The 13,104-nt window shown below is 65.3% G+C and carries 13 protein-coding genes and 1 tRNA gene; 7 read left to right on the top strand and 7 right to left on the bottom strand.

Translation table 11 applies throughout. The features are described from left to right. From AB4074_RS08015 to AB4074_RS08005, 3 genes are all read left to right on the top strand, one after another. The coding region (locus AB4074_RS08015; protein ID WP_441412900.1) for a hypothetical protein at nucleotides 1-162 on the top strand (162 nt) is incomplete at its 5' end. A gap of 94 nt (nucleotides 163-256) precedes the next feature. Further along, complete coding sequence (hutH, locus tag AB4074_RS08010) at nucleotides 257-1,849, top strand: histidine ammonia-lyase (protein WP_441412892.1); 1,593 nt, start codon at nucleotides 257-259, stop codon at nucleotides 1,847-1,849. A 193-nt stretch (nucleotides 1,850-2,042) separates the two neighbouring features. After that, nucleotides 2,043-2,291 (top strand): hypothetical protein, encoded by a 249-nt coding sequence (locus tag AB4074_RS08005; RefSeq protein WP_059388455.1) that lies wholly within the window; start codon nucleotides 2,043-2,045, stop codon nucleotides 2,289-2,291. Between the two features lie 114 nt (nucleotides 2,292-2,405). Here AB4074_RS08005 and AB4074_RS08000 read toward each other — a convergent pair whose 3' ends face one another. The 5 genes from AB4074_RS08000 to AB4074_RS07980 form a co-directional block, all read right to left on the bottom strand. Further along, complete coding sequence (locus AB4074_RS08000) at nucleotides 2,406-2,627, bottom strand: hypothetical protein (RefSeq protein ID WP_441412891.1); 222 nt, start codon at nucleotides 2,625-2,627, stop codon at nucleotides 2,406-2,408. A gap of 133 nt (nucleotides 2,628-2,760) precedes the next feature. Further along, on the bottom strand, nucleotides 2,761-2,886 hold the full coding sequence (locus AB4074_RS07995) for a hypothetical protein (protein ID WP_441412890.1): 126 nt from the start codon (nucleotides 2,884-2,886) through the stop codon (nucleotides 2,761-2,763). A gap of 3 nt (nucleotides 2,887-2,889) precedes the next feature. Further along, nucleotides 2,890-2,960, bottom strand: a tRNA-Cys gene (locus AB4074_RS07990). Nucleotides 2,961-3,157: 197 nt separating this feature from the next. Beyond that, a complete protein-coding gene (gene hutG / locus AB4074_RS07985; RefSeq protein ID WP_441412889.1) occupies nucleotides 3,158-4,123 on the bottom strand; it encodes a formimidoylglutamase in 966 nt (321 codons plus the stop codon). A gap of 74 nt (nucleotides 4,124-4,197) precedes the next feature. Further along, nucleotides 4,198-5,640: an NCS2 family permease gene (locus AB4074_RS07980; RefSeq protein ID WP_441412888.1), complete on the bottom strand. Its 1,443-nt coding sequence runs from the start codon at nucleotides 5,638-5,640 to the stop codon at nucleotides 4,198-4,200. A 114-nt stretch (nucleotides 5,641-5,754) separates the two neighbouring features. Between AB4074_RS07980 and AB4074_RS07975 the strand changes: the two genes are divergently transcribed. Continuing rightward, nucleotides 5,755-6,426, top strand: coding sequence for a copper resistance CopC family protein (locus AB4074_RS07975; RefSeq protein WP_441412887.1), 672 nt, complete (start codon nucleotides 5,755-5,757; stop codon nucleotides 6,424-6,426). Here AB4074_RS07975 and AB4074_RS07970 read toward each other — a convergent pair. Further along, nucleotides 6,423-7,040 carry an FAD-binding protein gene (locus AB4074_RS07970; protein ID WP_441412899.1) on the bottom strand — a complete coding sequence of 206 codons (618 nt, stop codon included), beginning with the start codon at nucleotides 7,038-7,040 and terminating at the stop codon, nucleotides 6,423-6,425. The two genes, AB4074_RS07975 and AB4074_RS07970, sit on opposite strands and share 4 nt — an antisense overlap. A gap of 396 nt (nucleotides 7,041-7,436) precedes the next feature. Between AB4074_RS07970 and AB4074_RS07965 the strand changes: the two genes are divergently transcribed. Further along, nucleotides 7,437-8,486, top strand: coding sequence for a universal stress protein (locus tag AB4074_RS07965; RefSeq protein WP_441412886.1), 1,050 nt, complete (start codon nucleotides 7,437-7,439; stop codon nucleotides 8,484-8,486). A 39-nt stretch (nucleotides 8,487-8,525) separates the two neighbouring features. After that, on the top strand, nucleotides 8,526-11,264 hold the full coding sequence (locus AB4074_RS07960) for a PEP/pyruvate-binding domain-containing protein (protein ID WP_441412885.1): 2,739 nt from the start codon (nucleotides 8,526-8,528) through the stop codon (nucleotides 11,262-11,264). 73 nt (nucleotides 11,265-11,337) lie between these two features. Here the strand turns inward: AB4074_RS07960 and AB4074_RS07955 are convergent, their stop codons facing one another. Next, nucleotides 11,338-11,697, bottom strand: a complete 360-nt coding sequence (locus tag AB4074_RS07955) for a metallopeptidase family protein (protein WP_437773943.1) — start codon at nucleotides 11,695-11,697, stop codon at nucleotides 11,338-11,340. Nucleotides 11,698-12,025: 328 nt separating this feature from the next. Here AB4074_RS07955 and AB4074_RS07950 point away from each other — a divergent pair, with 328 nt between their 5' ends. Then, nucleotides 12,026-13,078: a LacI family DNA-binding transcriptional regulator gene (locus AB4074_RS07950; RefSeq protein WP_441412884.1), complete on the top strand. Its 1,053-nt coding sequence runs from the start codon at nucleotides 12,026-12,028 to the stop codon at nucleotides 13,076-13,078. The last annotated feature ends 26 nt before the right edge of the window (nucleotides 13,079-13,104 follow it).

Genomic DNA, 13,104 nt, shown 5'->3' with positions numbered 1-13,104 from the left:
TCCGTCGCCGACGGCACCGAACTCGCCGCCCGGAAACTCGAACGCCTCCTCACCAACGACCCCGGCATGGGCGTCATCCGCCACGCCGACGCCGGCTACCACCGCGCCATCGAAGTCGCCCACGAACGCGGCGTCCGCATCCCCATGGAAGAAACCCGCTAACCCGACCCGACAACCCCAACTAGCTCGCACTAGATGTCGTTATGGGACCCCAAAACGACAACAACTGCCAGCTAGTTGGGAAGAACGAGGAAAAATGACTCTCACCACACACGAACCGCTGACCGTTACCCTCGGCTCCAGCGGAGTCACGCCGGAGGACGTCGTCGCCGTCGCACGCTACGACGCCAGGGTGACCATCTCCCAGGAAGCCTTGGACACGGTCGCCAAGGTCCGCGCCCACATCGACGGCCTCGCCCACAGCGAGGTTCCGGCGTACGGCGTCTCCACGGGCTTCGGTGCCCTGGCCAACCGCCACATCCCCAACGAACTCCGCACCCAGTTGCAGAAGTCGCTCATCCGCAGCCACGCCGCAGGCATGGGCCCGGCAGTGGAGCGCGAAGTGGTCCGCGGCATCATGTTCCTGCGCGCCAAGACCCTGGCCTCGGGCCGCACGGGCGTTCGTCCCGTGGTCCTGCAGACCATGGTGGACGTCCTCAACGCCGGCATCACTCCCGTCGTGCGTGAATTTGGCTCCCTGGGTTGCTCCGGCGACCTCGCACCGCTGTCCCACTGCGCCCTGGTCCTGATGGGCGAAGGCGAAGCCACCGGCCCCGACGGCGAGCTCTATGGCGCCGCCGGAAAGAAGCCGGTTGCCGAGCTCCTCGCCGCGCACGGCATCGAGCCGGTGGTCCTCGCGGAAAAGGAAGGCCTCGCGCTGGTCAACGGCACCGAGGGCATGCTCGGCATGCTCCTGATGGCCATCGCCGACCTGCACCTGCTGCTTACGACGGCGGACATCACCGCCGCGCTCAGCGTCGAGGCGCTGCTCGGCACCGACCAGGTGTTCCTGCCGGAGCTCCACGCGGCCCTGCGGCCCCACCCGGGCCAGGCTGCAAGCGCAGACAACATGTTGCGCGTGCTTTCCAACTCGCCGATCGTTGCTTCGCACCGCGTCAACGACACCAAGGTCCAGGACGCGTACTCGCTCCGCTGCGCACCCCAGGTTGCCGGCGCGGTCCGCGACACCGTGACGCACGCTGAACTCGTGGCCTCCCGCGAGTTGGCAGCAGCCATCGACAACCCCGTGGTGCTCCCGGACGGTCGTGTGTCCTCCAATGGCAACTTCCACGGCGCTCCCGTGGCCTACGTCCTGGACTTCCTGGCCATCGCTGTGGCAGACCTGTCCTCCATCGCCGAGCGCCGCACGGACCGCATGCTGGACCCTGCCCGCTCACACGGACTCCCGGCCTTCCTTGCCGACGATCCCGGCGTGGACTCGGGCCTCATGATCGCCCAGTACACCCAGGCCGGCCTCGTCTCGGACAACAAGCGCTTGGCCGTCCCGGCGTCGGTGGACTCCATCCCGAGCTCCGCCATGCAGGAAGACCATGTCTCCATGGGTTGGCACGCTGCCCGCAAGCTACGCAAGGCCATCGAGAACCTGCGCCGCGTCCTGGCCGTGGAACTCGTGACGAGCGCCCGTGCCCTCGACATCCGCACCAAACTGTCCGGCGGCGAACTCACCCCGGGGCCGGCGGGCACCGCCGTGATCGAGGTGCTGCGCGGCGTCGTCGACGGTCCCGGAACTGACCGTTTCCTCTCACCTGAGTTGGAAGCGGCGGACCGTCTTGTAGGCGCCGGCGAGGTGCGAGCGGCCGCCGAATCCGCCGTCGGAATTCTCGCCTGACGCCGAACAAAATACTGTTCGAGTGAACAATAGGAAGCGCCCCGGAAATGTTTGGCAATACGTGCCCCGGGGCGCTTTCTGTGTAGTAGAACTTATGGGGTACGGCATGTCCACGCCGACGATGTCGTGGGCCTGCCGGGGAATATCCGTTCACAACTGAAATAACGAACATCCACAAAGGGGTAGAAGTTCAATGAAGGCACGCGGGACAGTCCTGTCCAGGCGAATCGCACAGTCCGCCGTCGTTTCCAACTGGGGAACGTTGAAGGTGGGGGAGCGGATCGAAGTCGTAAGGCACGCACATGTGGTCGCGGCGGGGGAGGTGCAGGAAGTCTCGGGCAGCGGCAACGTTGTCTGGCTTGAACCCGCAGGACCTGGCGCCGACGAAGCCGCCAAACAGCTTTTCATGAAGTCCGACGGCGTGGAGTTGCGCCGGGTGTAGTGACCTGCAAGAAATCGAGTTAAAGAACCGGGGCTTGTTTCCCATTCCGTGCCGTCTTGGCGTGGTCTGGAAAACAAGCCCCGGTTTTGTTGTCGGTACCTGTTCCTAGGCTTCCTAGGCGGCGAGGACCTCGCGGGTCTGGCCGAACGGGATCGACTCGTCCAAGGCAACCGTGTAGCTTCCGGGCTCCCGGCGGGTTACCAGGATCCCGCAGCGGCCGTTGTCGGCAGCGGCTTCGATGAGCGTGCTGACGGCTTCGTCAAGTCCTGCATGGACTTCGTCGACGGACGCAAAGGACAAATGGATCTCGTTGTTTTCTATTGTGGCAGTGCTCATTGGGGGCCTCCTTCTGCAGGATGCCGCGGGGGGAGCGGCAATTCCTGCATAAAAGATAGCAAAGTGTCATGGGATGTCCGTCATTCTGGGATCTGGATCACCGGCGGAGCCTCGTGCGGCGGTGATGACTCGCCTAGCGCTTGACGGCGTCCAGCTTAAGCATCTTGGCGATGACGCCGTCGAGTTCGGAGTCGTCGAAGATCTTCTTCCAGTCAGAATAGCTTCGGGCCTGGGAGTTTTCGCCCAGCGCCTGGCACATGAGACGTGGTGGCGGGATTCGAACCCGCGTGCGCTGCTTTGCAGGCAGCTCCCTGGCCTCTCGGGTACACCACGTGCATCGAGGTTAGGCAGGCTGCGGCGCGCGAGCCAACAATGGTTTCGAAGCCTTTCGCCGGGTTTCTCGGCATTGCTTCACGTGACCTCCCGCGACGCCGGCTGAGGCCCAACTAGCTCGCATTTGTTGTCGTTTTGGGGGCTCACAACGACAACAAATGCGAGTCAGTTGGGTGGGCACGGCACCTGGGGAACGGCTACGCCAGCAGCGTGTTCACCAAGCGCGCGGCCACCTTGGCGGTCCGCGAGTCGATATCGAACTCGGGGTTGAGCTCGGCAACGTCCAAGTGCAGGAGTTTCCCGCTCGCGGCAAGTTGCTTGCACACGGCGATGATGACGGGCAGCGGCACGCCATACGCTGCGGGGGCGCTCACCCCGGGAGCCACAGACGCCGGCAGTACGTCCAGGTCAATCGTCAGGTAGAGCACGTCCACGGTGTCCAGGAACCGTGCTACGAATTCCCGCACGGCCTCCGCGGAGCAGTCTTCGTCCAGCAGGTACTTCACGCCGAGGCGGTCTGCCGTGTCGAAGAGGGTGCGCGTGTTGTTGGGCTCGGAGATTCCGACGACGGCGTAGTTCAGTTCGCGGCCCTCGGCGGCTTCCGCCCGGGCCATTTGCAGGAACGGCGTGCCCGAGCTCGGCACCGGTGCGTCGCGCAGGTCGAAGTGCGCGTCCAGGTTCAGGACTCCGAGGCGCTTGCCGCTTGCAACAGCCTCCGAGCCGGCCACGCCCAGGTAGCTGGCGAAGGCAGTTTCGTGCCCGCCGCCGAGCAGCACGGTGAGCTTGCCGGTGTCGAGCAATTCCGAAATCACGCGGCCCGCGCGCTCCTGGCCCGCCTCCAGCGAGCCGTCCTCCACAACGACGTCCCCGGCGTCGAACACGTCCCGGTCCAGATGGAAAGCCAGCGGGCCCAAAGCTTGGCGAATAGCTTCCGGCGCGGCCGCCGCGCCGATACGGCCCTTGTTGCGCAGCACGCCTTCGTCACTGCGGAAGCCCACGACGACGGCGGGCCGGGAGACCGCTTCCGTCGCGCCGTGAGCGTCTGCATCGGGAGTGTGGGGCGCCACGGCTTGCCACCAGCGGCGGTGCTCGTTGCCGTCGCCGTCGAAGCGGCCGGTCCACGGCGTCGGGCGGACATCGGCAACAGCGGGGGAAATCTCCATGATTCAAGCTCAACGCATGACGGCACCGAAAAGTACCGCTTGCGGGCGGCGGGTGTCCGGTATTCCGGAATGGCTTATTTGACGCCCAGGATTTCCTCGACGGGACCGATCCCGAAGAACAGCAGGAATGCCGCGGCCACGGCCCACATGAGCGGATGGACTTCGCGGGCCCGGCCCTGGAAGGTGCGGATGAGTGCGAAGGAAATGAACCCGGCGCCCAGGCCGTTGGCGATCGAGTAGGTGAACGGCATGAGGGACATGGTCAGGAACGCCGGAATGCCTACGCCCCAGTCCTGCCAGTGGATCTTGCCCACCTGGGACACCATCATGAAGCCCACCACCACCAGGGCAGGGGCGACGGCTTCGAACGGGACCAGGTTGATGAGCGGGGTGAAGAACATGGCCACCAGGAACAGCAGGCCGGTCACGATCGACGCGAGGCCGGTGCGGGCACCTTCGCCGATGCCGGCGCCGGATTCCACGAAGATCTGGTTGGAGGACACGGACGAGCCGCCTCCGATGATCGCCCCGAGCGCGTCCACTTGCAGGACACGGTCCACGTTGGGGATGTTTCCGTGCTTGTCGATGTTTCCTGCTTCCCTGGCGAGGCCTACCATGGTGCCCATGGCGTCGAAGAAGATGCTGAGCAGGATCACGAATGCCAACAGCGTGGCGGCGATGATGCCAAGGTGCTGGAACGCGCCGAGCGGGTTCGCCTTGCCGATGAGGGACAAGTCCGGAGCAGCCCACTCGGTGAACTTGGGCGCAACCAGGGACCAGCCGCGCGGGTTGTAGGTCTTGCCGTCGAAACTCGGACCGATGTGCAGGGTGAATTCAAGGATGGCCGCGAGGGCCGTGGAGACGATGATGCCGATCAGGATGGCGCCACGTACTTTGCGGACCACCAAGGCGATGGTCAGGACGAGGCCCACGACGAACACTAGGGTGGGCCAGCCAAGCAGCTTCCCGTCGACGCCCAGGCCCAGGGGGACCGTGGTGCCGGCGGCGTCCGGGATGCGGCGCACGAAACCGGCATTGACCAAGCCGATCAGCGCGATGAAAAGGCCGATGCCCACCACGATCGCGGTTTTCAGGGCCTCAGGCACGGCTTTGAAGACCGCGGTCCGGAAACCGGTAAGCACCAGGATCAGCATGGTGAGGCCCGAAAGCATCACCAGGCCCATCATGTCCGGCCACGTCAGGCCGGGATGTGAGGCAATGGTGACTGCCACGAAGGCGTTGACGCCCAGCCCGGTGGCTATGGCGAAGGGGTGCTTGGCCCAGGCTCCCATGAGGATCGTCAGGATGCCCGCTACGAAGGCTGTGGTAGCGGCGACGGCGGCGAAGCCAAGGGAAGCTCCACTCGAGTCCGTCCCGGAAAGGATCAAGGGGTTGAGGACCACGATGTAGCTCATGGCAAAGAAGGTCGCGAAGCCGCCTCGGATTTCTCGCGAGTAGTTGGATCCGCGTTCCGAAATCTTGAAGTAGCGGTCGATGGCTGAGCCCTGCTTGAGCATGGAAGTCTCCGGGGATCGGGGAAGTGTGCTCTCAAATCCTATGCCCGCGGCTTCGGACCTCCCGCGAATTCGCCTAGTCTGTAAGGAATCCAACACCAAGGGAGTCATTCGCTCATGCGCCCTATCCGCCAGATGCTGGCCGTCGTCGTCGCTTTCACCGCGGTGCTGTTCTCTGCCGCCTTGTTCTCAGCGGCACCCGCCTTCGCGCACGACGTCGCCGAGTCAACGTCACCGGCCAACGGCTCAACGGTTGCCAACGTCCCGGACTCCGTGTCCATCACGTTCAACAACCGGCCGCTCCTGCTCGGCTCACAGATCCGGGTGAACGACGCCTCAGGCCAGAACTGGGCAGATGGTTCCGTCGAGATTGTGGACGCCGTAGTGTCGCAGAAGCTGCGGCCGGGCGCGCCTGCCGGGGTATTCACCATCATCTGGCGAGTTGTCAGTTCGGATTCGCACCCCATCGAAGGCACCTTCACGTTCACCGCCAAGGCAGGAAGTACGGCGGCGGGCAGCGGCTCCGCGAGCACCGCACCATCTGTGGAGGTGCCCACCGCCGGCACTGCCGCACCGGGTTCGACGACGACGCCGGAGAAGGTGCCCGATGCCTCCCAGCCGTTTCCCTGGAGCATTGTGGTCTTCGCGGTGGTTGCCGCGGGCCTGCTGGTCTTCCTGGGCATCACGGCACGACGCCGGCTCGCAGGCGGGGGTTCTGGTGATTCCGCGGATGCCGAGGATTCCGAGGATGACGAGGACGAGCCCAGCAGCCCAGCGAAGAAGCCCTAGGCCAAGGCAGGAACTGCTGCAAAGGTGCCGGTGAGGGCCCCGTGCACGCTGTCCGGGTAGACCTTGGCGGATATCGCCTGGCCTACCACCTTGGCTTGGCGCAGGACTTCCTTCGGGGTGGGCGTGGCAAGTTCGCCGACGCCAACAAGGTACATTCCAATCGCGCGCATGGCTGCGACGAGGTTCTGGCCGATCGCGATGCCGAGCTCGGCAAGCATCCGCCGCAACTGGCTTTGTCCACAACGGGTGACAACGACGTGGTCGGCCAGGAGAACTCCGTTTGCAGTGTGGACGGCCCACTGGGTCCCCACGGCAACTTCGTCCAGGCGATCGAGCCGGACGGCTCGCGTCGTGTTTCGCACATCGAGCCCGTGACTGGCTGCGTAATTGCGCAGATGCCGCAGGATTTCGCTGCGCTCCTGGAGGCACGCTGCGTCCGCGGCGTCGCAGCGCTGCAGGATGCCGGTGTTGAGCGGCTGTGAGGGTGCGGGGACATACATTCCGTCCACCACGATGGCGTCTACGCCGTAGCGGCTGAGTTCGCTGGCCACGGCCAAGCCAGGCATACCGGCACCGATGACCACAGCAGTGGTGCGTTCCGTACTCGCAGGCATGGTTGACACAGCTTGGCTCCTCTTTGAAGGTGCGTTGCCGAGGCAACACCGGGGTGGCGTCCGGGTCCCCAAGCGGTCGCGAATGATGGCCGTTGATGTGTTGAAAAACACGATCCCCGGTCACCAGTGCCTCGAACATTACAGAAGAAATCGCGTGGTGGATAGCCCCGGCACCGGCATGTCCGCCGATGCGTTTTTCGTGCCACAATTCGGCAGATTTCCACGCCCTCGGCCGGGTTTCCACATGCGCTTCTTCCGGCTTGATTCGGCCCTTGCAAACGAGAATAGTGAGCATTGGAGGCCGCAACTCACGGCAGTCAAGCGAGAAACACGTTGTGGGCGCGGCCTCTGGCAGAATAGCCGCAACATCAGCAGCAGTGCGAGGAGGCAGGCCCCATGGACCAGCACGGCAAACACTCTGAGAGCCATCGACCAGAGACCGAAGGCAACAGGGAGGAACCATCCATTGCCCCAGGCGGGATTGTGGTGGGCGTTGACGGCAGCGAACACGGCCAATGCGCCCTCATTTGGGCCGCCCGCGAGGCTGAACGCAGGCAGCTTCCCCTGCATGTAGTCACGGCCTACTCCGTGCCCATCTTCGCGGCTTCCGGCCTGGATGGCGGCTATGCAACAGTGGATGACTCCGTTATCCGGGACGGCGCCGAAGCAATCGTCAAGCAGGCCCTCGAGAAGGTTTCCGGCTACGCCATCGACGTCGATGGATCGGTGGAGAACGGAGATGCCTCCGGCGTGCTGCTCGATCTGTCCGAAACGGCCGAGCTCCTGGTCTTCGGCACCCGGGGACGCGGAGGGTTCGTCGGCAGGCTCCTGGGCTCCGTGAGCAGTGCCCTGCCGGCGCACTCCAAGTGCCCCACCGTGACAGTCCCGCTCTTCTGCGCGGACCGATTGGGCGAAACCACAGACGACAAGCACATCAAGGCCGAACGCGCGAAGGCCGGTTCCCGCGTGATCGAAAACGTCGTCGCAGTCGGCGTGGACGGCTCCGAACAGGCCCGCGTTGCCGTCCTGGAAGCCGCAGAGCAGGCCGAACGCATGGGCGCCAAGCTGCGCGTCATCTGCGCCGTACCTGAGTACAGCGGTTCCTTGGCGTGGGTTCCGGCACCCCTGGACCGGGAGGCGCTCTTCAAGGACATCAGGGTTCAGCTCGACGCAGGCCTGGCGTGGCTCAAGAGCCACTTCCCCAAGCTTCCAGCGGAAACTCAACTACTTGATGGTTCGCCCGTAGAGGTTCTCGTGGAAGTGAGCCGCAGCGTCGAACTCGTGGTGCTGGGCACGCGCGGGCGGGGAGGCTTCGCAGGAATGCTCCTGGGATCGACGTCGGATGGCGTCCTGCACCATGCCAAAGGGCCCGTGCTGGTTGTTCCCGACCGCGAGGACCCCAGGCTGGCGGACCGCGCCAACTTCGGTCCGATGCTCGCCGCATAACAGGCAAACCCAAGGACCGGTGGACGCAGGCGGACGGCAATGGTGGAGCACGGACAGCCCGGTGAGGCATCGCGCTTGATCGTCGAGCTGCGCCGGATCCGGGCAACCATGCTTCCAGAGGTCGGCGGCAAGGCGGCCAATCTCGGCGAGCTGATCTGGGCGGGACTTCCGGTCCCGCCCGGGTTTTGCCTGACTACCGAGGCTTACCAGCGAGCGCTTCAGCCCGATGGCAGCTCCGGGTCGGCGCTCCCGGACATCCTCCGTGGCCTTGAGGCCGTGGAACCCGGCGACCTTGAGGGGCTCGCTTCCCTCGCGGCCCGCGCCAGGGAAGCGGTGCTCGACGCCGGGATCCCGGCCGACGTCGAAGACGCCGTTCGCTCGGCCTACTCCGCGCTGGGCTCGGAAGTCGCGGTGGCCGTCAGGTCCTCTGCCACGGCCGAGGACCTGCCCTTTGCGAGTTTCGCCGGCCAGCAGGACACCTACCTGAACGTCGTGGGGGCCGACGCCGTGCTGCAGGCCGTCGGGAAGTGCTGGGCGTCCCTGTGGACCGACCGGGCGGCCAGCTACCGCGCAAGCAACGGAATCGACCACGCCACGGTGACGCTCGCCGTCGTCGTCCAACGGATGGTGGAGGCTGAAGCTGCAGGGGTGTTGTTCACCGCCAACCCGGTGACCGGGCGGCGCCGCGAGGCGGTCATCGACGCCAACCCGGGGCTCGGTGAGGCCGTGGTGTCCGGCGCGGTGAATCCGGACCATTTTGTGGTGGATTCCCTCACCGGCAGGATCACGGAACGAAGGATCGGCGACCGGAAGCTCGTGATTCGCTCCATTCCCGGCGGCGGGACCGAAAGACTCGGCCCGGCGGCGCAGGCCGAAGACGGAACAGCCGGGGATGCCTGCCTTGCCGACTCCCAGATCAGGGCGCTCGCTGTTCTCGGCCAGCGCGTCGAGGAGCATTACGGAGCACCGCAGGACACCGAATGGGCCATCGATGGCGACGGCAAACTGTGGCTCACCCAAGCCCGGCCTATCACCACGCTCTACCCCCAAATGACCCGCCAACCCGCAGTCCCCGGGCCCCACGCGTACCTTTGCTTCAGCCTCGCCCAAGGGCTCACCCGTCCCCTGACTCCCATGGGCCTCGCGGGCATCCGGCTCATGGGGTCCTCGGTAGCCGACGCGGCGGGATTCCGCGTTCCCGAACCGCGGGACGGGCCTTCGCCCTACTACGAGGCAGGGGAGCGGATCTATTTTGACCTCACTTCCGTGTTCCGAAGCAAGGCCGGGCGGGCCATCGTGCCCAGGATCTTCGACGTCATGGAAGCACGTTCCGCGGCCATTGTGCGCGGCCTGTTCGAGGACCCGCGTTTCGCCGTCACCAGCAAGACGCCCTTCAAACTGCTCAGGCACGTTGGCCCGATCGTGCTCCGCTTCCGCCTTCCGGAGATCCTCCTGCGCGCCCTCTTTCGGCCGGACGTTGCCCTCGACAAGGTGGAACAGCTGGGCGGGAAACTGAAGGCCATACATGAAGTTCCCGCCGATGCCGCTCCCCGTGAAAAGCTGGACAACGCCGAGCGGATACTTCGCGAGGGATTATTCCCCATACTGCCCAATATCCTGCCTCCGGTAGCTCTTGGCTTCGCGATGATCGGGGTGGTCCGGAAGATACTTGGCGAGCAGGCCTCCTGGGATGAGCTTCAAACCATCATCCGCGGCCTGCCCAACAACGTCACCACCGAAATGGACCTTGCCCTGTGGCGGCTCTCGGCCAGCATCCGCGACGATCCCGCTTCCGCGGAGGCCTTTACCGGTGGCGATCCCGCTGAGCTCGCGGAGCGCTACCGCGGCGGCGGGCTTCCGGTCGTCGCGCAGGCGGGATTGGCCTCGTTCCTGCGCGACTACGGGCACCGGGCCATCGCGGAAATCGACCTGGGCATGCCCCGCTGGTCCGACGACCCCACCCACATCATCGGAGTCCTGGTCAATTACCTTCGCCTCGACGATCCCCGCCTGGCGCCGGACAAACAGTTCGAAAAAGCTGCCCACGACGCCGAGGAGCAAGTCGCCGTGCTGGTGGCCCGTGCACGGTCCAAGAGTCCGTTGCACGCGAGGATCGTGAAAATGGCCCTTGAACGGACACGCATGTTTGCGGGACTGCGTGAGCTTCCCAAGTACCACCTCGTGCGGGGCTTCGCCGCGGTCCGCGCCCAGCTTTCGGAAGTAGGGGAGGCCTTGGCGGACGCGGGAGTCATCAATGACGCCGGCGACGTCTTCTTCCTGGATTTCAATGACGCCCGCCGCGGCTTGGACGGCAAGCATTTCCACGATCTGGTAGCGCAGCGGCGCGAGGCTTACGAACTTGAACTCAAGCGCCGGCACGTGCCGCGCGTACTGCTCTCCGACGGCACCGAGCCGGAAGCCCTGCCCGGTTTCCTGAGCGGCGGGACGGGGGCACCGGCGTCGGACGGCATGCTGCTGGGAACTCCGGCTTCGGCGGGAACAGTGACGGCGGTAGCAAGGGTGATCATGGACCCGGTGGGCGCGCATCTCGAACCCGGAGAAATCCTGATCGCGCCCTCCACGGATCCCGGCTGGACGCCCCTGTTCCTGACCGCCGGGGGACTCGTGATGGAGATGGGCGGGCCCAACTCACACGGCGCCGTCGTGGCTCGTGAGTACGGGATTCCCGCAGTCGTCGGCGTCCCGGATGCCACGTCCCGGATCAGTTCCGGCGACACGATCACAGTGGACGGCGCCGCGGGGACGGTGGCTATCTAGCCGAAACCGTGGGTGTGGTCCGGGAACTGCGTTCCGGAACGCGGCGTGCGGCCCGCACCCAAGATCCCGGCGCCTATCCCCAGCCGAGCTCGTGCAAACGGTCGTCGCCGATGCCGAAATGGTGGGCGATCTCATGGATCACGGTGATGGCCACCTCGTCGATTACTTCCTGGCGGGATCCGCAGATATCCAGGATCGGCTGCCGGAAAATGGTGATCCGGTCAGGGAGGGAACCGGCATCCCACCAAGAGTCCCGTTCCGTCAACGGCACACCCTCGTACAGGCCCAGAAGTACGGTGTCCGGATCCTCTCCAGGCTGCGGGGTGTAGTCGTCTTCGATGAAGATGGCCACGTTGTCCATGGCCCGGGCCGCCTTGTCCGGGATCAGGAGCAAGGCATCGCTGACGGCCGCCTCGAAGTCTTCCGGCGACATCTCGAATGGAACGGTATTGAACTGCGCTGCCCCAGCTCTAGCGCCAGTGCCAACCCCCTCGCCAGCACCAGGGAGCCGGGAGGAAATGAGCTGGCCGCCAGGGGTATCGCCGTCGGGAACAATCGGCAGGCCGGGAGGTAGATTCGCGGGCATGATCTGACTCTAGTCCGTGGCCCGGTCGTTGACGCCGGATGTCGTGGCAGCTAGAGTTTTCCGCGTTGATAATTCGTATAACTCGGCTCCAGGTTAAGCCCGGCCAGCCGTGCGGATCAGGTGCAAGCACTCCCAGCGCATTCAACAGAAACGCATTCAAGAGACAGGCCGGCCCATGACCCGCCCCGGAAACCGCTCCGGCACGACGATGAACGATGTCGCTGCCGCTGCCGGTGTTTCCCAGGCCACGGTCTCCCTGGTGCTCAACGACGCCGCGGGAACCAGGTTCTCGGAGGAAACCCGGCGCAGGGTCCATGCCGCCGCCCACGAACTCGGATACCGGACCAACGCACACGCCAAAGTGCTCCGCGACGGAGTGGCGGGCATGATCGGCTTCGTGGGCGACTTCGTGGCCACTGCGCCATTCGCGGGCAAGATCGTCGAAGGCGCCCAAGCAAGGGCTTGGGAGGCCGGGCTGCTCCTCCTCACCGTCAACACCGGCGGTGACAAGGACCTCGAGGCCGCTTCCTTGGAGGCCATGCTGTCCTACAAGGTGGCCGGGGTGGTCTACGCCGCCATGTACCACCGGGTCCTTGACGTGCCGGACGTCCTGGCCGAGGTGCCATCCGTCGTGCTCAATTCGCGCGACCGTTCCGGGCGCTTTCCGAGCATCGTCCCCCGAGAGGAGCTGGGTGGGTACACCGCTACCAAACACCTGCTCGACGCCGGTCACCGCCGCATCGCGATGATCAACATCGGCGCAGTGGACGGTGAGCTTCCCGCCGCCGTCGGACGCCATGCGGGCTATCTCCGCGCACTCGAGGAAGCCGGCCTCAATCCGGACTCCGGGCTCCACAGGATCGGCGACGGTCATGAGTCCGGCGGTTTCGACAATGCCCTTGCACTCATGACGGGTCCGCAGCCACCCACTGCAATCTTCTGCGCGAACGACCGCACAGCCTGGGGCGCCTACCAAGCATTGGGCCAGCTCGGGCTGTCGATCCCGCACGACGTGTCGCTGGTGGGTTTCGACAACCAGGAAACGCTCGCCCCGCACTTGCGGCCAGCGTTGACCACGCTGGAACTGCCCTTCGTTGAGATGGGCCGGCGCGCCATCGAACTGCTGCTGGCCGGCGCGGAACGTGACGGCAGTACCGAATACTTTGAATGTCCCCTCATCGAACGCCATTCCGTGGCGGCGCCCCTGAAAACCACAAGTAGCCACTGAAACTCCCCAACCAAGGAACAGGAACC

This window comes from Arthrobacter sp. 2MCAF14 (genome assembly GCF_052115645.1).
Taxonomy (GTDB): domain Bacteria; phylum Actinomycetota; class Actinomycetes; order Actinomycetales; family Micrococcaceae; genus Arthrobacter.
The sequence above is the reverse complement of the archived record's forward strand: the minus strand, read 5'-3'. Positions and strand labels throughout refer to the sequence as shown.

Excerpts from the sequence above, each read along its gene's own strand:
- hutH (WP_441412892.1), top strand. The coding sequence starts at position 257 with ATGACTCTCACCACACACGAACCGCTGACCGTTACCCTCGGCTCCAGC.
- AB4074_RS08005 (WP_059388455.1), top strand. The coding sequence starts at position 2,043 with ATGAAGGCACGCGGGACAGTCCTGTCCAGGCGAATCGCACAGTCCGCC.
- AB4074_RS08000 (WP_441412891.1), bottom strand. The coding sequence starts at position 2,627 with ATGAGCACTGCCACAATAGAAAACAACGAGATCCATTTGTCCTTTGCG.
- AB4074_RS07995 (WP_441412890.1), bottom strand. The coding sequence starts at position 2,886 with ATGTGCCAGGCGCTGGGCGAAAACTCCCAGGCCCGAAGCTATTCTGAC.
- hutG (WP_441412889.1), bottom strand. The coding sequence starts at position 4,123 with ATGGAGATTTCCCCCGCTGTTGCCGATGTCCGCCCGACGCCGTGGACC.
- AB4074_RS07980 (WP_441412888.1), bottom strand. The coding sequence starts at position 5,640 with ATGCTCAAGCAGGGCTCAGCCATCGACCGCTACTTCAAGATTTCGGAA.
- AB4074_RS07975 (WP_441412887.1), top strand. The coding sequence starts at position 5,755 with ATGCGCCCTATCCGCCAGATGCTGGCCGTCGTCGTCGCTTTCACCGCG.
- AB4074_RS07970 (WP_441412899.1), bottom strand. The coding sequence starts at position 7,040 with ATGCCTGCGAGTACGGAACGCACCACTGCTGTGGTCATCGGTGCCGGT.
- AB4074_RS07965 (WP_441412886.1), top strand. The coding sequence starts at position 7,437 with ATGGACCAGCACGGCAAACACTCTGAGAGCCATCGACCAGAGACCGAA.
- AB4074_RS07960 (WP_441412885.1), top strand. The coding sequence starts at position 8,526 with ATGGTGGAGCACGGACAGCCCGGTGAGGCATCGCGCTTGATCGTCGAG.
- AB4074_RS07955 (WP_437773943.1), bottom strand. The coding sequence starts at position 11,697 with ATGTCGCCGGAAGACTTCGAGGCGGCCGTCAGCGATGCCTTGCTCCTG.
- AB4074_RS07950 (WP_441412884.1), top strand. The coding sequence starts at position 12,026 with ATGACCCGCCCCGGAAACCGCTCCGGCACGACGATGAACGATGTCGCT.